The 20750-nt window shown below is 55.1% G+C and carries 26 protein-coding genes and 1 tRNA gene; 23 read left to right on the forward strand and 4 right to left on the reverse strand.

Annotated elements, in window-relative coordinates:
* The first annotated feature begins 19 nt into the window (after positions 1-19).
* The 8 genes from C7386_RS07960 to C7386_RS07995 all read left to right on the forward strand — a co-directional run bounded on the left by C7386_RS07960 (position 20) and on the right by C7386_RS07995 (position 4584).
* Positions 20-95 (forward strand) — tRNA-Lys (locus tag C7386_RS07960).
* A 202-nt stretch (positions 96-297) separates the two neighbouring features.
* A complete protein-coding gene (locus C7386_RS07965; RefSeq protein WP_116705247.1) occupies positions 298-543 on the forward strand; it encodes a hypothetical protein in 246 nt (81 codons plus the stop codon).
* Positions 544-700: 157 nt separating this feature from the next.
* A complete protein-coding gene (locus tag C7386_RS07970) occupies positions 701-1171 on the forward strand; it encodes a VOC family protein (RefSeq protein ID WP_116705275.1) in 471 nt (156 codons plus the stop codon).
* A gap of 2 nt (positions 1172-1173) precedes the next feature.
* Entirely contained in the window at positions 1174-1896 is a 723-nt protein-coding gene (locus C7386_RS07975; protein WP_158578100.1) for an alpha/beta fold hydrolase, read from the forward strand.
* 5 nt (positions 1897-1901) lie between these two features.
* Positions 1902-3068: an aminotransferase class I/II-fold pyridoxal phosphate-dependent enzyme gene (locus C7386_RS07980; RefSeq protein WP_116705248.1), complete on the forward strand. Its 1167-nt coding sequence runs from the start codon at positions 1902-1904 to the stop codon at positions 3066-3068.
* Between the two features lie 9 nt (positions 3069-3077).
* Positions 3078-3461: a VOC family protein gene (locus C7386_RS07985; protein ID WP_110436655.1), complete on the forward strand. Its 384-nt coding sequence runs from the start codon at positions 3078-3080 to the stop codon at positions 3459-3461.
* Positions 3462-3473: 12 nt separating this feature from the next.
* Entirely contained in the window at positions 3474-4229 is a 756-nt protein-coding gene (locus C7386_RS07990; RefSeq protein WP_116705249.1) for an exodeoxyribonuclease III, read from the forward strand.
* Positions 4222-4584, forward strand: a complete 363-nt coding sequence (locus tag C7386_RS07995) for a CPCC family cysteine-rich protein (protein WP_110436657.1) — start codon at positions 4222-4224, stop codon at positions 4582-4584. Before C7386_RS07990 ends, C7386_RS07995 begins: the two co-directional genes overlap by 8 nt.
* A gap of 125 nt (positions 4585-4709) precedes the next feature.
* Here the strand turns inward: C7386_RS07995 and C7386_RS08000 are convergent, their stop codons facing one another.
* Positions 4710-4946 (reverse strand): hypothetical protein, encoded by a 237-nt coding sequence (locus C7386_RS08000; RefSeq protein WP_133241587.1) that lies wholly within the window; start codon positions 4944-4946, stop codon positions 4710-4712.
* Between the two features lie 118 nt (positions 4947-5064).
* Between C7386_RS08000 and C7386_RS08005 the strand changes: the two genes are divergently transcribed.
* From C7386_RS08005 to C7386_RS08070, 14 genes are all read left to right on the forward strand, one after another.
* Positions 5065-6210, forward strand: coding sequence for a D-alanyl-D-alanine carboxypeptidase family protein (locus tag C7386_RS08005; RefSeq protein ID WP_133241588.1), 1146 nt, complete (start codon positions 5065-5067; stop codon positions 6208-6210).
* A 147-nt stretch (positions 6211-6357) separates the two neighbouring features.
* Positions 6358-6768, forward strand: a complete 411-nt coding sequence (locus C7386_RS08010; RefSeq protein ID WP_110436660.1) for a hypothetical protein — start codon at positions 6358-6360, stop codon at positions 6766-6768.
* A gap of 342 nt (positions 6769-7110) precedes the next feature.
* Positions 7111-7368 carry an AtpZ/AtpI family protein gene (locus C7386_RS08015; protein WP_158557226.1) on the forward strand — a complete coding sequence of 86 codons (258 nt, stop codon included), beginning with the start codon at positions 7111-7113 and terminating at the stop codon, positions 7366-7368.
* Between the two features lie 5 nt (positions 7369-7373).
* Entirely contained in the window at positions 7374-7748 is a 375-nt protein-coding gene (locus C7386_RS08020; RefSeq protein WP_110436662.1) for an ATP synthase subunit I, read from the forward strand.
* 4 nt (positions 7749-7752) lie between these two features.
* Positions 7753-8475, forward strand: coding sequence for a F0F1 ATP synthase subunit A (locus C7386_RS08025; RefSeq protein ID WP_227599872.1), 723 nt, complete (start codon positions 7753-7755; stop codon positions 8473-8475).
* Between the two features lie 54 nt (positions 8476-8529).
* Entirely contained in the window at positions 8530-8787 is a 258-nt protein-coding gene (gene atpE / locus C7386_RS08030; protein WP_110436663.1) for an ATP synthase F0 subunit C, read from the forward strand.
* 132 nt (positions 8788-8919) lie between these two features.
* The gene (gene atpF, locus C7386_RS08035; RefSeq protein ID WP_110436664.1) at positions 8920-9423 is read left to right on the forward strand and encodes a F0F1 ATP synthase subunit B; all 504 of its coding nucleotides are present in this window, start codon (positions 8920-8922) and stop codon (positions 9421-9423) included.
* Between the two features lie 6 nt (positions 9424-9429).
* Complete coding sequence (gene atpH, locus C7386_RS08040) at positions 9430-9978, forward strand: ATP synthase F1 subunit delta (protein ID WP_110436665.1); 549 nt, start codon at positions 9430-9432, stop codon at positions 9976-9978.
* 5 nt (positions 9979-9983) lie between these two features.
* Positions 9984-11489: a F0F1 ATP synthase subunit alpha gene (atpA, locus tag C7386_RS08045; RefSeq protein ID WP_110436666.1), complete on the forward strand. Its 1506-nt coding sequence runs from the start codon at positions 9984-9986 to the stop codon at positions 11487-11489.
* 21 nt (positions 11490-11510) lie between these two features.
* The gene (gene atpG / locus C7386_RS08050; protein ID WP_110436667.1) at positions 11511-12374 is read left to right on the forward strand and encodes an ATP synthase F1 subunit gamma; all 864 of its coding nucleotides are present in this window, start codon (positions 11511-11513) and stop codon (positions 12372-12374) included.
* Positions 12375-12473: 99 nt separating this feature from the next.
* On the forward strand, positions 12474-13871 hold the full coding sequence (atpD, locus tag C7386_RS08055) for a F0F1 ATP synthase subunit beta (protein WP_110436668.1): 1398 nt from the start codon (positions 12474-12476) through the stop codon (positions 13869-13871).
* A 1-nt stretch (position 13872) separates the two neighbouring features.
* Entirely contained in the window at positions 13873-14274 is a 402-nt protein-coding gene (atpC, locus tag C7386_RS08060; protein WP_110436669.1) for an ATP synthase F1 subunit epsilon, read from the forward strand.
* Positions 14275-14436: 162 nt separating this feature from the next.
* Positions 14437-15147, forward strand: coding sequence for a YoaK family protein (locus tag C7386_RS08065; RefSeq protein ID WP_116705250.1), 711 nt, complete (start codon positions 14437-14439; stop codon positions 15145-15147).
* Positions 15148-15150: 3 nt separating this feature from the next.
* A complete protein-coding gene (locus C7386_RS08070; RefSeq protein ID WP_116705251.1) occupies positions 15151-15951 on the forward strand; it encodes a Cof-type HAD-IIB family hydrolase in 801 nt (266 codons plus the stop codon).
* A 135-nt stretch (positions 15952-16086) separates the two neighbouring features.
* Here C7386_RS08070 and C7386_RS08075 read toward each other — a convergent pair whose 3' ends face one another.
* From C7386_RS08075 to iolE, 3 genes are all read right to left on the reverse strand, one after another.
* Positions 16087-17103: a Gfo/Idh/MocA family oxidoreductase gene (locus C7386_RS08075; protein WP_116705252.1), complete on the reverse strand. Its 1017-nt coding sequence runs from the start codon at positions 17101-17103 to the stop codon at positions 16087-16089.
* Positions 17104-17153: 50 nt separating this feature from the next.
* Positions 17154-18149 carry a sugar ABC transporter substrate-binding protein gene (locus C7386_RS08080; RefSeq protein WP_116705253.1) on the reverse strand — a complete coding sequence of 332 codons (996 nt, stop codon included), beginning with the start codon at positions 18147-18149 and terminating at the stop codon, positions 17154-17156.
* 125 nt (positions 18150-18274) lie between these two features.
* Entirely contained in the window at positions 18275-19174 is a 900-nt protein-coding gene (gene iolE, locus C7386_RS08085; RefSeq protein WP_110436673.1) for a myo-inosose-2 dehydratase, read from the reverse strand.
* 544 nt (positions 19175-19718) lie between these two features.
* On the opposite strand from iolE, the gene C7386_RS08090 reads away from it, so the two are divergent.
* Positions 19719-20636 carry a helix-turn-helix transcriptional regulator gene (locus C7386_RS08090; protein WP_116705254.1) on the forward strand — a complete coding sequence of 306 codons (918 nt, stop codon included), beginning with the start codon at positions 19719-19721 and terminating at the stop codon, positions 20634-20636.
* Positions 20637-20750 lie beyond the last annotated feature (114 nt).

Genomic DNA, 20750 nt, shown 5'->3' on the forward strand with positions numbered 1-20750 from the left:
CTTGTACACAAGAAAGTATGCACCATTAGCTCAGTTGGTAGAGCAACTGACTCTTAATCAGTGGGTCCACGGTTCGAGCCCGTGATGGTGTACCACAAAACCCGAGTTTTTTAACGAAAGCTCGGGTTTTTGTTATGTCTCGATTTAATTTTACACCGTTGCCTCTCTTTTCCTCGCGCCTGTTTATTAAAAGCAGTAATCCGGCTGTCGTATGACGATTGACAAGCCGCACTCTCCGGGGTATGATAAGCACAAGGCAGGATAACCATTTACGGAATTGCACAGGGAGGGAATGCAATGCTGTTCAAAACAGAGCTTACCGAAGTTTTCACCATGGCGGAGATGGACAAAATCGTTAAGGCACTCAGAGCGAAAGGCATAGATGCGGCCACGAAAACGGTCGATCTGATGAGCGGCGGACTGTTTGAAAACCGGCGTTCGTCCGGCACGTTCGGCATGAATGCCGAGGCGAGAGTCGTTTACAAAATCTACGTTAAACGTGCGGATTTGAAGTTTGCAAAGAGCGTTCTGGCGACAATCTGATCGCAAAGAAGGGAATGAAGTAAAATTCATTCCCTTTTTCTATGCCTACTTTACCGATTCATCAAAATGTGATAAAATAGAAGCCAAACAGAAAATTTAGTTTCTATTCCGAGCGGATTTTCCGCTTTTGGTTTGGGTTGATGGAGGCTGCACTATGATAAAGTTCCGAATGCCGCTGCTGGCGGTGCGTGATGTGGAGATTTCAAAGAAATTTTACCATGATCTGTTCGATCAGGAGGTTGTGCTGGATTTAGGCGGAAACGTGACGTTTTCCGGCGGCTTTGCCGTGCAGCAGGATTTTGACAGGCTGACCGGCGTGCCCAAATCCACGATCCTGCACCAGTCGCACAACATGGAGCTTTACTTTGAGGTGGACGACTTTGACGCGTTCACGGAAAAGCTGCGCAGACACCTGGACGTGGAACTGGTGCATCCGCCGATGACGCATGCGTGGCAGCAGCGTGTGGTGCGCCTGTACGACCCGGACTGGCACATGATCGAGGTCGGTGAGTCCATGGAGCACATCGCACTTCGCCTGCTGGGCGAGGGCCGTTCCGTGGAAGAGACCGCCGCGCTCATCCATCACCCGACTGATTTTGTGGAGCAATGCAGAAAGGGTTTGAAATAGATATGTTCGGTTATGAACCGGAATTCGTCGTGTGCGGTGATGCCCGGATTGCTTATTACGATGTCGGCCGAGGAAAGCCGCTCGTGCTGCTGCACGGCAACGGCGAGGACAGCTCATACTGGAACGCCCAGATACCCGAGCTGACCCGCTTTTACCGCGTTATTGCGGTGGACAGCCGCGGGCACGGCGCCTCCGGGAGCGGCGGGCACGGCCTGTCGTTTGAAATGATGGCGGAGGATCTCAAAACCGTGCTGGACACGCTCGGCGTGAAAAAAGCGCACTTCCTCGGCTTTTCGGACGGTGGCAATCTGGCGATCAAATTCGCACTGACGCACCCGGAATATATAGATAAACTCATCCTCAACGCGGCCAATGTGGAGATGTTCAGCGGCGTCAAGCCGCAGGTGCAGCTGCCCGTTATGGCAGGCTACGGTGTTGCTGCGGCGCTGAGCCGTTTCAGCAAAAAGGCGGCGCGCCGAAGGGATGTGCTCGGACTGATGGTGCACCCGTACGGAGTGACGATGAACGATCTGGAGCGGCTGACCATGCCGACCCTCATCATCGTCGGCGAGCACGATGCAATACGCGAAAAGCAGACAAAGGAGATGGCCTCGCACATCCCCCACTGTGAAGTGGAGGTTTTCCGCGACGGCGACCACTTTGTTGCAGCAAAGCAGCCGTCCCGCTTCAACCGGACGGTTATAGAATTTTTACTTGGGAGATAATCAGCATGAAATTCATCAAAGCGGGAGAAATCGCAGACAGCAATATTTTCAACAAGCTCGACGAGCGCAAGAAGTCGCTCCTCGAAGGCGGCATGGACGTCATCAATCTGTCCATCGGCACGCCGGATTTTCAGCCGGGAAAGCATGTGATGGAGGCCGTCAGCCGCGCTGCACTCGACCCGGATATGTACAAGTATTCGCTGAACGAAACGCGCGAGCTGCTCGACGCCGTAGAAAACTGGTACAAGCGCCGCTATGACGTCACGCTTGCCGACGACGAGATCATGGCTGTGTGCGGCTCGCAGGAGGGCATTGCACACGTTGGCTTTGCCTTCGCCGGCCCGAACGACCTGATCCTTGCACCGGACCCGGGCTACCCGATCTTCTCGTTCGGCCCGATGATGACCGGCGCAACGGTCGGTCTGTACCCGCTGTATGCCGAGAAGAACTGGCAGCTGGACTTTAACGACATTCCGGAGGACGTGGCAGAGCGTGCAAAGGCGATCGTTGTTTCCTATCCGAACAACCCGACCACCGCCGTTGCCGACCGTAAGTTCTACGAAAAGCTGGTCCTCTGGGCGCGTGAGCACAACATCATCGTTCTGCACGATAACGCGTATTCCGACATTATGCTGAACGGGGAAAAGGGTCTGTCCTTCCTGTCCATTCCGGGCGCGAAGGAGGTCGGCATCGAGTTCAACTCGCTGTCCAAGACCTACAACCTGACCGGCATGCGCGTGTCCTTCGCACTCGGCAACCGCGAGGTTATCAGCCGTTTCCGCGCGTTCCGCTCGCAGATCGACTACGGCATGTTCTACCCGATCATGGCGGGTGCGGCTGCCGCGCTCAACGGTCCGCAGGATGTGGTAGAGAGCAACCGCACCGGCTACATGGCGCGCCGCGACGCGCTGTGCGGCGGTCTGCGCTCGATCGGCTGGAACGTGCCGGATGCACAGGGCACCATGTTCGTCTGGGCGAAGATTCCGGAGCGCTTTGCGTCCTCGGTGGACTTCGCCATTGAGCTGATGGAAAAGACCGGCGTTATCGTGGTTCCGGGCAGCGCCTTCGGTGAACAGGGTGAAGGCTACGTCCGCATGGCGCTTGTCGTTCCGCCCGAGCGCATGGCAGAGGCGGTTCGCCGCATTGACGAGAGCGGTATTGTAAAGGAGTGAGTTTCCGTTATGCAGATCGACCATATTGCACTGTATACACGCGATTTAGAGCGTCTGTGTGAATTTTACACCAAATATTTTGACGGTACGGCGGGCAAGCTGTACCAGAACGAGGAGACCGGCACGCAGGCGTGCTTTGTGTCCTTTGCCGACGGCGCACGGCTTGAAATTGTGACCCGTCCGCAGTTTGAGGACGCCGAGCACTCGCGTCTGTGGACCGGCTGGGCGCATACGTCGTTCAAGGCGGGCACCCGCGAGAACGTGGACGCGCTGACCGAGCAGATGCGCTCGGAGGGCTATGAGATCACAGATGGCCCTGTCGTCGGCAAGGATGGCTGCTACGGCAGTTTTGTGCTCGACCCGGACGGCAATACCGTCCGCATCGTAGCGTAAAGGAGAACGCAAATGAAGCTGATCTCATGGAATGTAAACGGTCTGCGTGCGTGCATGGGCAAGGGTTTCCTTGATTTTGTTGCCGCCGAGCAGCCGGATATGCTGTGCCTGCAGGAGACCAAGATGCAGCCGGGACAGGCTGATGTGCCGCTCGAGGGCGGCTACCGCGAATACTGGAACTCGGCAGAGAAGAAGGGATACTCCGGTGTGGCGCTGTTCACCAAAACCGAGCCGCAGAACGTCACCTATGGTCTTGGCATTGAGGAGCACGACCACGAGGGCCGTGTCATCACCGCCGACTACGGCGAATTCTACCTCGTTACCGTGTATACGCCCAACTCGCAGAATGAACTCAAGCGTCTGGATTACCGCATGACGTGGGAGGATGCCTTCCGCGAGTATCTGGTAAAGCTGGATGCGGAGAAGCCGGTCATCGTGTGCGGCGATATGAATGTCGCGCATGAGGAAATTGACCTCAAGAACCCCAAGACCAACCGCAAGAACGCAGGCTTCACCGACGAGGAGCGCGGCAAGATGACCGAATTGCTCGCCGCAGGCTTTACGGATACGTTCCGCCATTTTAACCCCACGCTCGAGGGCGTGTATTCGTGGTGGAGCTACCGTTTCCACGCCAGAGAGAAGAACGCAGGCTGGCGTATCGACTATTTTCTCGTGTCCAATCGCTTTGCCCAGCGGGTCAAGGACGCGCGTATCCTGACCGACGTGTTCGGTTCGGATCATTGTCCGGTGCTGATCGAAATTGAATAAGGACGAGTATGCCTTTCTGCCGGAGGCGTTTTTCGGCGGCGTGCAGGAGCAGGAGGACGAGGAAGAACTTGACCCGTACTTCCGGCCGGATGCCGTATCCGGGGAGGACGAGCCGGACAGCCTTGACTGGATGCCGGAAACACCGACCGAGCCGTGTCCGTGCTGCGGCGCAGAGATCCCCGAGAATCCTTCGTGGGGGTATATCTGCCCCATGTGCGGCTGGGAGATTGATTACGATGTCGAAGGCGAGCCGGATAAGCCGAGCGACCAGAATCATGGGCTGTCGCTCACCGAGGCGCAGTGGAATTTTCATTCGTTCGGTACGGTCGCACCGTGGAAGGTAATGGAGAATTGAAAATGGAAGATGGAGAATGAACTCGATGGGAGAGCGTTCTCCATTTTTTATTCAGAGAAATAAATTCACTCTCTCCATCAGAACCGTCAAATCAGGATCAGTCAGTCATTTTCCATTCTCCATTCTCAATTTTGTTCTGCTCTGCTGTTCTCTGCTGTAATATCTACTCTTTTCTTTTCTTCTCTGCTCTGGTCTGCTCTACTGTACTGTACTGTTCTCTGCTCTTCTGTACTCTTCTGTACTCTTCTCTGCTCTGTGGATTTTCCGTACGATAAATCCCGTTCACTGTGTACTTTCTCGCCAAGAAATAGCGATTTCTCGCCAAGAAATCCGGAACGTTGGAAGAACACACCAGATTTCACCAATTACTAACTCCTAATTCCTAATTATTAATTAAGGAAACCTCCTCACTCCTAACTCCTGCCTGACTGCATAATCTATCTGTCCGGCACATAGCCTGTCATAAAGGGGTGAACAGAAGTGAAGAAGATAATCTGTACCGCTTTACTCAGCGGTATGCTTACGGTGCAGGCGGCGGCGCTGCCCGAAATGGGCGCGCTCTACGCGAAATCGGCGGCACTGTATGCGGCAAACGGGCAGGAGCTTTACGTCTATAACGCCGACGAGCAGCTGCAGCCTGCGTCGGTGACAAAGATCATGACCATGCTGCTGGCGATGGAGGCGCTCGAGCGCGGCGAGGTGACACTGGACACCATGATAACCGGCAGTGAGTACGCCTGTTCGATGGGCGGCACGCAGATCTGGCTGGAGCCGGGTGAGCAGCTGACACTGGATGAAATGCTCAAGGCGATTGCGGTCGGTTCAGCGAATGACTGTGCGGTTGCGGTAGCGGAGCATCTGGCGGGCACAGAGGCCGCCTTTGTCGAACGGATGAACACGCGCGCACGCGAACTCGGCTGCACGAACACAACGTTCATCAACGCCAACGGACTGGACGGCGAAGGTCAAAAGACGCTGACCTCGGCACGCGACCTTGCGCTTATTTCCTGCGAGCTGCTGCGTCACCCGAAAATACTGGAGTACACCGGCATCTGGATGGATACCGTGCGCGGCGGCAAATTCGGTCTGGCGAACACGAACAAGATGCTCAAAAGCTATCAGGGTCTGACCGGTCTCAAAACCGGCTACATCCGCGAGGCCGGCTTCTGCATTTCTGCAAGTGCCGAGCGGGACGGACTGAGCCTTGTAGCGGTCGTGATGGCGGCGCCCACCAAGGAGAACCGCACAGCGGACGCGACCGCGCTGCTCAATTACGGCTTTGCCAACTTCACGGCGTACATGCCTGCGGCTGACGATCTGGCACCCATTCCGGTGACGCTCGGCACCGCGGAGACCGTGCAGCCGGTGCTCGAGGGCAGCGATTCGTTCGTGATTGAAAAGACGAGAGCAGGGGATATGCAGACCGCGTTCGACCTGCCGGAGACGCTCACCGCGCCGATACAGGCCGGTCAGCGGTTGGGCGAAATGACGGTATCCGCCGGCGGAGAGACGGTTTTGACTGTTCCCATCATCGCCCAAGCCGGTGTGGACGCGCTCGGACTGCCTGAGCTGCTTATTTCCTTTGTGCGCGGCCTTGCAGGAAATGTTGTAAAAGATGTAAAATAACATCAAAATCCGGCGTTTTCCGAACAAAATTGGAAAGGCTGAGAAATTTACCATACAAAATGACGGAAAGTTTGCAATTCGGACTTGTGATTTTGGCTAAACTATGGTACACTAATAGCAACCTCAAAGGTTGGGAGGATAAAAACTATGGTAAAACTTATTATTGGCGGTACCGGTTCCGGTAAGACCAAGGAGCTTATTGATCAGGTCAACGCTGCAGTAAAAGAAGAAAAGGGCAGTGTCGTTTGCATTTCCCGCGGCAACAAGCTGACTTTCGATATCTCGCATGACGCGCGTCTGATCGACGCAGCGGATTATCCGGTTAGCGACATCGCAGGCCTGCTCGGCTTTGTTGGCGGTCTGCATGCCGGCAACTACGATATCACCCGTGTCTTCATCGATGGTCTGTACAAGATCATCGGCGGCAAGGACGCAGCCAAGGCTGAGGAGTTCCTCGTCGCTCTGGACGCATTCTCTTCCAAGCACAGCGTAAACTTCACCGTTTCGCTCAGCGAGGAGCCGGAGTCTGCTACCGAAGGCATGAAGCGTTTCCTGTAATCCTTAAACGGAAATACATATCGCAAGCACAAAAAAGCAACGATGAAAGTCGTTGCTTTTTTCTTTTGCCCGCAGCCGGGCTGGTAAGAAAAAATAATGAGAAATGCTGCGTCTTTTTCCCTTTGTGATAAAAAAGACAATCTGGCATTTTGCATATACTTAATAAGAATAATTTGTGCAGAATGTATAATACGACACAAATCTACAAAAAATATTTAGATTTTCTGAGCAAAAGTATTTTACTTTTTGGGTAAGTTGTTTATAATAAGTAATATAGTGTGCCGAGGGAGCACACTGCATTTTGTACAATGTTGCTATGGCGTTCATGAAGGGGGAATGCGATTGCAAAGAGGGAAAGAAGGCTTTAGTGTGCTGCGCTACCTGATCTATTTTTCTCAGGTAGGCTTCACAGTGATCACACCGCCGGTGCTTTGCTGCTTCGGAGCGATATGGCTCCGCAACCGGTTCGGTTGGGGCAACGGTGTGGTGATTATCGGAATCCTGCTCGGCATCGCGGTTGCAGCCTGCAGCCTGCGTGATTTTCTGCGATTCACCGAGCGCAAAGCCAGAGAAAGTGCAGAGAAAGAAAAGGAGCTGTGACGGGAATGCACATCGTTTATGAGGAAACGAAGCGCATGCTGCGCGGCATGCTCCCGCTGGCGCTGGTGACCTTCGGTGTGTTCGCTCTTTGCGGACAGGGTATCGCTCGGTCCGGCGCAAGCGTTCTGCTCGGTACGGCGTTCGCGCTGCTGCTGTTCTACATGATCGGCAGGAGCACGGTAAGGGCAACCGCCTTTCCGCCGGCACAGGGCATTCGCATTACGCGGCGCGGCTATGTAGTTCGCTACATGCTCACGGCGGTGTTCGTTATCGCGGCGATCAAGCTGCCGTATCTGAACGCAGCTGCAGCGGTCATTCCGCTGTTTTTCACCAAGGCGCTGCTCCTCTGGCGCCACGCAGTTCAGCGGAAAGGAGGTTAAACGGTTGAACGTCGAAATAAACGGTCCTAAAATACTGGGTTATTTGTTCGGCAATACCAATCTGCCGATCACGGAGACCATGAGAAACTCATGGATCATCATGGCGTTTATCCTGTTCCTGTGTATCTTTTTAACACACCGCATGCAGAAGATCCCAAAAGGCAAGCAGGCACTGGCCGAAAAGGCGGTGCTGATGATCGACGGTCTGGTCGAAAGCACGATGGGTGAAGGCTGTCAGGCTTTCTCGCCGTACATTATGACGCTGATGATGAGCTCGCTGTTCGGTTCGCTGGCCAGCCTGTTCTGGATGCGCTCCACCACGGCAGACCTGAACACCACGCTCGGCTGGGCGATCATCACGTTCGTGCTGATCACGTTCAATAAGATCAAGTACGGCGGCATCAAGGGCTACCTGAAGGGGTTCCTCGAGCCGATCTTCGTTATGGCGCCGCTCAACGTGCTCAGCGAGATCGCAACGCCGGTCTCCATGTCGTTCCGTCACTTCGGCAACATGGCAGGCGGCCTGGTTATCACCACGCTCATCATGGGCGCACTCAAGGTGCTGTCTAATGCGGTATTGGGTTTCCTGCCCGATAATATCGCGCTGCTGCAGATCGGTCTGCCCGGTGTGCTGTCGCTGTATTTTGACTGCTTCACGGCCTGCATGCAGGCGTTCATCTTCAGTATGCTCACCATGGCTTATGTAGGCGACGCACGCAACAGCTGACGTGAAGAAAAAACAAATTCCAATTTCGTTATCTGAATTAGGAGGAAGAAAAGTATGGATCCCAAAGCATTCGTAGCAGGTATGTCCGCTCTTGGTGCAGGTATGGCAATGATCGCCGGCCTTGGCCCTGGTATCGGCGAGGGTTATGCTGCCGGTCAGGCGTGCTCCGCAATCGGCCGTCAGCCGGAGGCGCAGGGCGATATCACCCGTACCATGATCCTTGGTATCGCAATGGCCGAGTCCACCGGTATTTACGCGCTGGTTATCGCGCTGATCCTGCTGTTTGCCAATCCGTTCGTTGGCCAGTTCTAATTGGAGGCGGCAATATCCCAATCGTTTATGCCGACTGGAATATTGACACTTCTACGACCGCTTCGCTGTAAAGTGAGTGGTTGAGAATGAAAAGACGAAACGGATTCTTCCGTTTGGGAAGGAGGTAAACCAGTGACAGAAGCATTATATGAAGCGTTCGTCAGCATCGGCTGGTGGGAGATCCTCGTGACGATGTGCAACACGCTCATTACGTTCCTGATCATCAAGAAGTTTCTGTACAAGCCGGTGCGCAAAATGCTGGCTGCCCGCACCGAGGAGGTCGAGTCCATGTACTCCACCGCCGAAAAGGCGCAGAGCGAGGCCGAGCAGATGCGCAGCGAATATACCGAGCGTCTGTCCAAGGCGAAGGAGGAGGCTGCCGAGATCGTCGGCTCCGCTACCCGCCGTGCCGCAGAGCGCAGCGATGAGATCCTGCGCGAGTCCTCGCAGCAGGCATCCGCTATGGTCAAGAAGGCCGAGCGCGTTATCGAGCAGGAGCGCATCAAGGCGCACAAGGAACTCAAGGATGAGGTTGCGGATCTGTCCGTGATGATCGCCTCCAAGATCGTGGAGCGCGATGTAAAGCCGGAGGATCACGAACGCTTTATCGAAGACTTTATTGACAAGGTGGGGTGAGCAAACATGGCGGATATGGTAAGCGAGCGCTACGCACTGAGCCTTTACGAGGTCGCGCAGGACGAGAAGCAGGAAAAGCTGTATCTCGATCAGCTGACCGAGGTGTGCGCGGCGTTTGACAGCGAACCGGATTTCCTCAAAATGCTCACAACGCCCTCTATCGCGGCGGAGGACAAACAAAAGGTCCTCAAAACCGTGTTCGAGGGACGTATCGAGCCTTTTCTGCTCAATTTCCTGATGCTCGTAACGGATAAGGGCCGCATCGGCCTTATCCACGAGATGTGTCAGGCATATAAGGAGCAGTATTATTTTGAAAACGGCATCGTAGAGGTGCTGGCGGTCACGGCGGTGCCGATGAGTGCGGCGCTGACCGACAAGCTGCGCGGCAAGATGGAACAGGTTACGGGCAAAAAGGTAGAGCTGAAATGCTCGGTCGATCCGAGCATCATGGGCGGCATCGTTGTGAAAGTCAACAACGAGCAGTTCGATACCAGCCTGCGCACCCGTCTGGAAGAGCTTGCAGCACGGTTGACCGGTACACAGGAAAGCAGGTGATTTTTATGGAATTGCGCTCCGAAGAGATCAGCAGCATTATCAAGGAGCAGATCACGCATTATCAGAGCCAGATCAAGCTGACCGACGTGGGCACGGTTGTTACCGTCGGTGACGGTATCGCGCATATCCATGGCCTTGAAAACTGCATGGCAGGCGAGCTGCTCGAATTTCCGGGCGGCGTGCAGGGCATGGCGCAGAACCTCGAGGAAGAGCTGGTCGGCGCGGTTATCCTCGGCTCGGATCAGAACATCCGCGAGGGTGACACGGTAAAGCGCACCAAGCGCATCGTGGAGGTCCCGGTCGGTGAAGCGATGCTGGGCCGCGTTGTTGACGCACTCGGCAAGCCGATCGACGGCAAGGGCGCTATCGAGACTAAGGAGAGCCGTCCGATCGAAATGCCCGCACCGGGCATCATCGAGCGCGCACCCGTTAATGTGCCGCTCCAGACCGGTATCAAGGCAATCGACTCCATGATTCCGATCGGCCGCGGTCAGCGTGAGCTGATCATCGGTGACCGTCAGACCGGCAAGACCGCGATCTGTCTGGACACCATCATCAATCAGAAGGGCACCGGCGTTATTTGTATCTATGTAGCCATCGGTCAGAAACGTTCGACCGTTGCACAGGTTGCAGAGACGCTCGCTGCCAACGGCGCGATGGATTATACCTGCATCGTCGCCGCAACCGCATCCGAGTCTGCACCGCTGCAGTACATTGCACCGTACGCGGGCTGCTCGATCGGTGAATTCTTCATGCACAAGGGCAAGGACGTTCTGGTCATTTACGACGATCTGTCCAAGCACGCGGTAGCTTACCGTGCACTTTCCCTTCTGCTTCACCGTCCGCCAGGACGTGAGGCTTATCCGGGCGACGTATTCTATCTGCACTCCCGTCTGCTCGAGCGTGCAGCGAACATCCAGAACGGCGGCAGCCTGACCGCACTCCCGATCATCGAGACGCAGGCAGGCGACGTTTCAGCGTATATCCCGACCAACGTAATCTCCATTACCGACGGTCAGATCTTCCTCGAGACCGAGCTGTTCAACTCCGGTATCCGTCCGGCGGTAAACCCGGGTATTTCGGTATCCCGCGTCGGCGGCAACGCGCAGATCAAGGCGATGAAGAAGGTTGCCGGTACGCTTAAGCTGGCGTACTCGCAGTTCCGTGAGCTGCAGGCGTTCTCGCAGTTCGGCTCCGACTTGGACGCGGACACCAAGAAGCGTCTGGAACAGGGCGCGCGCATCGTAGAGGTGCTCAAGCAGCCGCAGAACAGCCCGATTCCGGTCGAAAAGCAGGTTATCATCATCTATGCCGTTGTTTCGGGCGCACTGCTCGATATTCCGGCAAATCAGATCAGCGAGTTCGAGAAGGAGCTGTTCTCCTTCGTGGACAGCGTTTACAGCGACATTCCGGAGTCCATCCGCACCACCGGCAAGCTGGAGGACGATGTGAAGGAAAAGCTGACAAAGGCAATCGAGGAATGCAAGAGTAAGTTCCTTTCCGAGCACTAACGCGAAAGGGAGGGACTGAAAATGGCTTCCGGAAATATGAAGGACATCAAGCGCCGTATCAAATCGGTGCAGTCCACCATGCAGATCACCAAGGCGATGGAGCTGGTCGCGTCCTCCAAGATGCGCCACGCGAAGGAGCGTGCGCTCGGTGCAAGACCGTACTTCAACGCCCTGTACCAGACGATTACGCATCTGGCGGGTGCAACGCGCGGCAGCGAATCGGTTTATACCAGACCGCGTGAGGTCAAGAACAGCCTGTACATCGTCATTGCGGGCGACCGCGGACTGGCGGGCGGCTACAACGCCAACCTGTTCAAGCTTGCCGCTGCCGAGATGCAGGGCAAGCAGGCGCAGGTCATCACCATCGGCAAAAAGGCGCAGGAGCATTACGCAAAGCGTCCGGTAACGGTGGCGGCGGACTATCCCGGCATTGCCGAGACCATGCGCATCAGTGATACGCATCCCATCGTGGAGGACATGCTGAAGCTGTTCCGCGAGGGCAAGGTGGACGAGGTTTTCCTGTGCTACACGGAGTTTATCTCTCCTCTGCAGCAGGAGCCGAAGTGCCTCAAGCTGCTGCCCGCGCACTTCGATGCGGCGGAGGCTCAGCCCAAGGGCGCTCATGTTCTGACCGAATACGATCCCTCGCCGGAGAGCGTGTTCGATGCAGTCATCCCGGAGTACCTGTACGGCGTGCTGTACGGCGCGGTAGTCGAAAGCTACTGCTCCGAGCAGTCGGCGCGCCGCATGGCAATGGAGGCTGCGTCGGATAACGCGGGCGAGATGATCGAAAATCTGAATCTGTCCTACAACCGTGCGCGTCAGGCAGCGATCACGCAGGAAATTACGGAGATCGTAGCCGGCTCGGGCGAGGTAGGAGCTTAATCGAGAGTGGAGATAGAAGAGTGGAGAGCGGAGATACCTCTCATCTCTTCACTCTGAACTCTGCACTCTTCACTCTTTTCACAAAAGGGAGTTTTGCCAATGAGTGAGCAGAATATTGGCACCGTTGTCCAGATCACCGGACCGGTGCTTGACATTAAATTTGCCGCTGACGCGCTTCCGAAGCTGCTGAATGCTATTACGATCGACAACCACGGTCAGATCATCACGGTCGAGGTTGCGCAGCACATCGGTCAGGATACCGTGCGCTGCATCGCAATGGAATCCACCGACGGCTTGGTGCGCGGCATGAAGGCAGTCGATACCGGCAGCCCGATCACGGTGCCGGTAGGCGACAAGAACCTCGGACGTATCTTCAACCTGCTCGGTCAGCCGGTGGACAACAAGCCGGCGGTCGAGGACGAGGAGCGCTGGCCGATCCATCGTCCGGCGCCGTCCTACGAGGAGCAGCAGTCCACGACCGAGATCCTCGAGACCGGCATCAAGGTCGTTGACCTGATCGCGCCGTTCGCCAAGGGCGGCAAGATCGGTCTGTTCGGCGGCGCAGGCGTCGGCAAGACCGTTATCATCATGGAGCTGATCAACAACATCGCAAAGCAGCACGGCGGTATTTCGGTATTCACCGGTGTAGGCGAGCGTACTCGTGAGGGCAACGACCTGTACAACGAGATGCAGGAATCCGGCGTTATCAACAAGACGGCTCTGGTTTACGGCCAGATGAACGAGCCGCCCGGAGCGCGTATGCGCGTTGCACTTTCCGGTCTGACGATGGCGGAGTATTTCCGCGATGTCGAGGGTCAGGACGTGCTGTTGTTCATCGACAACATCTTCCGCTTCACGCAGGCCGGCTCGGAGGTATCCGCGCTGCTCGGCCGTATGCCGTCTGCTGTAGGCTATCAGCCGACGCTGGCAACCGAGATGGGCGCGCTGCAGGAGCGAATCACCTCGACGAAGAAGGGCTCGATCACGTCCGTACAGGCTGTTTATGTGCCTGCCGATGACCTGACTGACCCGGCTCCGGCCACCACGTTCTCGCATCTGGATGCAAAGGTCGTACTGTCGCGTGACATTGCCTCGATGGGCATTTACCCGGCGGTTGACCCGCTGGATTCGTCCTCTCGTATCCTGTCGGCAGACGTTGTCGGCAAGGAGCACTACGAGGTTGCCCGTGCGGTGCAGTCTATCCTCCAGAAGTACAAGGACCTGCAGGATATCATCGCCATCCTCGGCATGGATGAGCTGTCCGACGAGGACAAGCTGACCGTTGCCCGTGCCCGTAAGATCCAAAACTTCCTCTCGCAGCCGTTCCATGTTGCAGAGCAGTTTACCGGTATGTCGGGCAAGTACGTGCCGGTCGCTGAGACCATCCGCGGCTTCAAGGAGATTCTTGAGGGCAAGCATGACGATCTGCCTGAGTCGGCGTTCCTGTTTGCCGGCACGATCGACGAGGTAGTGGAGAAGGCTAAGAAGGGGGCATAATATGGCTACCTTTCATCTCAAGGTGCTCACGGTCGATAAGCAGTTTTTCGACGGTGAAGTGGACCGTATCGTGGTTCGCACCTCACAGGGCGATGTGGGCATCCTGCCGAACCATGTGCCGTATGTTGCGGCGCTCGGCGTCGGCGGTCTGACCATCATCCGGAACGGCGAACGCCGTGTAGCGGCGGTTTCGGGCGGTTTTGTGGATGTTTCGGCAGAGCAGACGGTCGTGCTGGCGCGTACCTGCGAGTGGGCCGACGAAATCGACGTGGCCCGTGCCCGTGAGGCCGCAGACCGTGCGAAAGCGATTCTGCAGAAAAAGGCCGGCGACCGTGAAATGGATATCGCACAGGGCAAGCTGAAAAAGGCGGTAAACCGTATTCGCATCGCGGAGAGCAAATGATACAATTTCCTGCAGAGGAATTGTATCAGTATTACTGAATAATTCGGCATATTGACCGAATATAAATCCCTCGATTTGATTGAATCGGGGGATTTTTTGTGCTATAATAGCCGCTGGAAGACAAAGAAAAGTTCTCTGCTGAAGTGAAATGGGGGAATTTCCATGAAACGAGCGCACGGGCAGATGTCGGAATCGCTGCTGTTGGGCGCAATGCTGGCTATGGCCGGCGGCTTTTTTGACGCATATACCTATCTCTGCCGCGGCAAGGTGTTTGCTAACGCGCAGACCGGCAATATTGTCCTGTTCGGCGCGAATATTGCCGAGGGCAACTGGCTGCGGGCAGCCGAATATTTCCTGCCGATTCTGGCGTTCGCACTGGGCGTTGTGGCGGCGGAGATTGTCAAGCGGCGGTACAAAAAACGCCAGAGCGACATCAACATCCACTGGAGACAGATTGTCGTGCTGGTCGAGATCGTGCTGCTGATTGCAGCGGCATTCCTGCCGCAGAGCATGAACACCACGGTCAACATCATGATCTCGTTCATCTGCGCGATGCAGGTCGAGTCGTTCCGCAAGGTGCGCGGCAGCGCATTTGCAACCACGATGTGTACAGGCAACCTGCGTTCGGGCACCGAGCAGCTTGTAATCTGGGCGCAGACCGGCGACCGGAATGCGATCCGCAAAACGCGCAACTATTACTCAATCATCCTGTTTTTTATCCTCGGCGGTGCGATTGGCGCACTGACGACCGCGAGAATTGGCGAAAAAGCGCTGCTGCTGACCTGCATCCCGCTGAGTCTGGTCTTTACAGTCATGTTTGTCGAGGAAGAACATACGCTCGAGGCGGAGGAGACCGCCGGAAAGGAACGGTAAACCATGTCGATCAAACTGATCGCCGCAGATATGGACGGCACGCTGCTGTCCAGCCGTAAGCAGCTGCCCAAGGGCTTTTTTCCGCTGGTGCGCACGCTGAAAAAGATAGGCGTACGCTTCGCACCTGCATCCGGACGGCAGTATTACAACCTGTACGAGCAGTTCGGCGAGATCGCGGACGAGCTGATGTACATCAGCGAAAACGGCGGTATGGTGTGCGACGGACGCGAAATCGTGTCGTTCGAGGCCATGCCGCAGCAGCTGGTGTGCGCGGCTGTGGAGCTGGCGCGCGGTCTGCCGAATGTGCACGCAATCGCGTCCATGCGGGACGGCGCAGCCTACGAGGACGACGATCCGGTGTTCGTGGAGAACATGGCGATGTACTACGCGCGGCGCAAAAAGGTGCCTGATCTGCTCGAAGCCGTGCAGCAGGAGCCGGTGTGCAAGGTAGCGCTTTTCTGCAAAAATGCGGCGGAAACCAACGTGCTGCCGTACTATCGGCAGATGTTCGACGATAAGCTGCAGGTAGCGCTCTCCGGCGCGGACTGGGTGGATTTGATGCGCCTGGGGCTGAGCAAGGGCGTGGCCGTGGGCGTTATGTGCGATAATCTGCACATCACATCCGCGCAGTGCATGGCGTTCGGCGATTATCTGAACGATGTGGAGCTTCTGCGCTCGGTGGGCGAGTCCTACGCGATGGCGAATGCACATGAACGGCTCAAGAAGGTCGCAAAGCATGTTTGTCCGTCCAATGATGAGGACGGCGTGTGCCGCACGATCCGCAGCGTGCTGGCGGTGGAATAAAAGGCGAAACCCGGGAATCGAAGGATTCTCGGGTTTCTTTTTGAATTAGGCTGTATTTGTATTCTGTTTGGAGACTTGAATATAAATAAGAGAGAATAAATTGAATGTGGAATAAGAATGCGGTTTCGAGAACGATTATTCGAGGGTCAGCTTTTTGTCGGTCAGGAAGGATTCCTTGCAGCGGAAGGCGATCTTGGTGGACTGGGTGCCGTCGATAACGCCCGGAGTTGCCTTGCGGCCGGTTGCTACGCAGTCGCAGAATTCCTCAATCTCAGTGATGTATGCATCGTGCCAGCGCGTGATGAAGTCCTGATAGCACTCGCGGCATACGCCGTGCTGGCTCATAACCTCGACCAGAGAATCGGTCGGAACCGAAGCGATACGCAGGGTGCCGCGGGTACCAACGATTTCGGTCTCAACATGAGAGCCGTGTGCCGCAGCGCGGCCGGCAAAGAAGAAGGCCATTGCGTCGTTTTCCATCTTCATCAGGCCGGAAACGTTGTCGCCGTCGTCCCAGTCCTTGTACTGCTTGAACTCGTAGCAGCCGCCGGTTGCCCACAGCTCCTTGACCTCGGAGCCGGTCAGCCAGCGAATCAGGTCGAAGTCGTGAATGGACATATCGATGAACTGACCGCCGGAGCGCGGAGCGTACTCCAGGGTGCCCTCGATGATGGAGATCGGGTCCTGCGAGTAGCAGCGAACCAGAATAACATCACCGATGTCGCCGTTCTCCATCTTCTTCTTGGCTACCTGATAGGAGTGGTCATAGCGGCGCATGAAGCCCAGCATAAAGGTCAGCTCCGGGTGAGCCGCGATGATGGCCTCGGCCTCCTTGCACTTTTCAACCGTGTCAGCCAGCGGCTTTTCGCAGAAAACGTGCTTGCCTGCGTCCATCGCAATCTTGATCATCTCAACGTGAGAAGCGGTGTTGGTGATGATGGCAACGGCCTCAACGTTCGGGTCAGCGCACAGATCCTTCGGGTCGTTGTAAACGGCGGTTACGCCCAGTTCTTCAGCGACCTGCTTTGCGCGGTCGAAGTTTGCGTCTGCGATAGCTACCAGCTCGGAGCCCGGAACGCGGTTTGCAATGTTGCAGGCGTGCTCATAACCCAGACGGCCTACACCGATGATACCGATCTTCAGCTTTTTCATAATCATCGATCTCCTTTGAAAAATATAGTGAATGTGAATAGAATTATAGATTAACCCAACAGCTTGTTCAGATAATCCAGACGCTCCTGTGCATTGTCCTTCGTCAGGATGCTTGCATCTACGGAAATGACTTCGTCGACCTTTTCGCCGTTTGCAGCGGCAACAGCAGCCTCTACAGCCTTGTAGCCGAGGTCGTAGCAGTTATAGGAAACGGAAAGCGTTTCGCCGCCCTGCAGCAGAGAATCGCAGGCAGACTTGGTGCCGTCAAAGCCGACAAAGACCGTGTTGGCATAAGCTGGATGGCTCTCTGCTGCGCGGGCAGCGGCCATGGCCATGTCGTCGTTGTTGCAGACAATCATCGCAATGCCTTCTGGATGGTTCTGGATAATCGCTTCCATCGAGTTGGCGGCCTTATCCGCCACAGCATCCGCGTACTGAATTTCGTTATCCAGAAAGGTGCCGCCTGCATTGGTGATACCGGTGCGATAGCCGTTTAGACGTGCGGTTGCGGTGTTGTCGCCCTGTACACCCGAGATGGCGATTGCCTTCAGTTCGGTCCAGCCGGCCTCTTTGGCGGCCTTTACAGCGGCTTCGCCGCCGAATTCGGCCGCATTTTCCTGATCGAGACCTACGAAGGAGAGAATCTCCGGTGCATCAATGCGGGTGTCCAGATTGATGATCGGCTTGGTCTGTCCCTTGATCAGAGTAGCTGCAACATCGGACTGCAGCGGTGCGATAACATAAGCATCGTAAGCACCGGAGTTCAGGTCGGTTTCGATGATATTCTGCTGCTCATCGTAAGCAGTTTCCGAAGTAGCACCCTTGACATCGACCTTTACATTGGAATTTTCGGTTCCGTAGGCTTCGGCACCGGCAACAACATAGCGCCAGTACTCAGAAGCCGTGGTTTTCAGAATTACGCTGATAGAAAGATTCTTGCTACCATCGGCAGAATCTCCGGAAGAAGAGGGGGTGTTGCTGCCGCTGCATGCTGCGAGGCTGAATAACATGGTGCCAGTCAGAACGGTTGCCAGTAACTTTTGCATAAGAGTACTTTTCCTTTCTTTTTCCGAGTTTCCTTCTTTTGAACCGGTATTCTTGTAAACCGATAAGAAGACATCCGTATTCAGTTGTCAGCTTAACAGTTTGGGATCGTGTGCAAAACGGCGGATTAGAGTCCGGTGTGCTCCTTGACGTAGGCGCGGGCCATGCGGGCGTACTCGAGCGGATTTGCGATAGCCGGATCCTGCTCAGCCTCTACGACCAGCCAGCCCTCGTAGTTGTACTCGTCGAGCAGCTTGAATACGGTCGGGAAGTCTACGCAGCCTTCCGGGTCGCCGGGAACGGTGAATACGCCTTCCGGAATCGAACGGAGGAAGCTCTTGTTCTCGGCGTAGCACTTGTCCATTGCAGGCTTGCGGACATTTTTGAGATGGACATGGCCGATGCGGTCGTGGTGCTTCTTGAGAATTTCGATCGGGTCCTCGCCGGAGAAGGTGAGATGACCGGTATCGTAAATCATGCTGACGTACTTCGGGTCAGTCATAGCGAGCATACGGTCGATTTCGTCGGTCTTCTGTACGGTAGTCGTCATGTGATGATGGTACACGATCTTCATGCCGCTGTCGTAAGCGATCTTGCCGAGGTGATCCAGACCCTTGGTCAGTACCTCCCACTCATCGTCGTTCAACACCTTCTTGTTGGAAAGAGGAGTGTTCCACTGATGCTGAATGGAGAACGACTGATCAGACGTGTTGATAATCGTAGCACCGATCGACTTCAGGAAGTTCATGTGGTCAACAAATGCACGCTCGTTCTGCCACATCGGCAGTTCATTTAAGTAGGTGCTGATCCAGCCGGTGATGGCGGAAATACCGCGGCGGCCAAACTCCTTATTCAGAATCGCCGGATCACGCGGGAACTGGCAGCCGATCTCGGTGCCAACATAACCGGTCAGAGCGATTTCACTGATCGTCTGCAGGAAGCTGTTTTCAGCACCCATCTCCGGCATGTCGTCCTCGGTCCAGGCGATGGGGGCAATACCGATTTTAACCTTTTTGGGATCTAACATAATGCTTCGTCCTTTCGTTCTTGTTGTATCTCACAGCTGAGCCGTGAGATTCTTTCTTTCTCTTTGTGCTTATAGTTTAGCAGATATGGCGAACGGTTTCTTTTAGATTCTTGGCTTGATTCAAAAAACGGAAACTTTTTTTCGGACGCCCGAAAATCCCATATATATAATATATTAGAGGTAAAAGCGGCGGTAAAAAATGCACAGTATTTTTTCAGAGCGGGTTTGAGGCTGTGCGCTTGTTTTTATAAATCCTGCTTTTTGCCGGTCGGAGACCGGCGAATCGGCCGGTTTGCGAAAGCTGAAAAACCGCAGAGAAACATACGGAAGATTCTCGGTCGGATAGGCTATACGATAAATAAGCGGAAAAAAACAAGAATCTGCCAATAGCAAGAATTTATAATTTTCCTCGGCCCGACCGCAAAAAAGCACGATATACGGCGGTCTGCAAAAGCAAATATGTGCTATCGCACAACGGACCCGTGTGCTATACTTTTATAAGAGTAAAATCACCGTCAGAGAAAGAGAGGAGCTGCAAAAAACTATGCCGAAGGCAAGCCTGAACGTACAGTGTTTTGTAGAGAAGAAAGTTAAATCAATTTTTGAGGGCGAGAATCAGCCGAAGCTGCTTTACGTCAGTGAAATCCGACCGGATGCCAGTGCACATCCGCGTGTCATGCACGCGCATGAGGATTTTGTCGAGCTGATTCTCATTTGCAGCGGTTCAAGTGAATACCTGATTCACGATAAAAAAGTCATCATCAAGCCGGGTGATCTGCTCGTATACAACGCAGGCGTGGTGCACGACGAGGTTTCCGGTCCGGATATGGAGGTCGGCAGCTACTGCATTGCCGTCGGCGGGCTGCATATGCCCGGTATGCGCGAGAACGCGCTCATTCCGGATGATGCGGGCTATGTGTTTCCGACCGGCAAGTATTTCGCTGATCTGCGCTGCTTGTTTGAAATGATGTTCCGCACCCTGTCAGCCGGTGAGCCGAACGCTGAGATGTTCTGCAGCTCGCTGATGCACGCGCTGCTGGTGTCGGTGCTGACGGTCACCGCCGGTCCTCGCGCGGAGTCGGAAAAGCCGCTGGAGGAGCCGCACATTCTCGGCAGACGGATTAAGGAATATATTGACAAACATTATATGGAGCCGATCACGCTGCAGAGCATGGGTGAGGCGCTGCACATCAGTCCGTATTACTTATCGCATGTTTTCAAGCAGATGAGTGGGTATTCGCCCGTGCAGTATCTGCTGCGCCGCCGCATCGGTGAAGCACAGACGCTGCTGATCACGACCGACCTGTCCATCACGCGTATCGCGGAGATGGTGGGATATGACACGCAGAGCTATTTCAATCTGCAGTTTACCAAAAACGTCGGCATGCCGCCGAATAAGTTCCGGCAGAATTATATTGTGTCCACCGGCATCGAGGAGAAGCCTAAGCGCAAACGCAAGTAAGAAATCCCTGTACAGAGTGAGAATTCTGTGCAGGGATTTTTTTGATGAGGAAAACTGCGGGAAAAGAAGCATTCTCGCGTACAGAACGGGCAGTTTGCTGCGGGAGTTTTTGTA

This window comes from Agathobaculum butyriciproducens (assembly GCA_003096535.1).
Lineage (GTDB): Bacteria > Bacillota > Clostridia > Oscillospirales > Butyricicoccaceae > Agathobaculum > Agathobaculum butyriciproducens.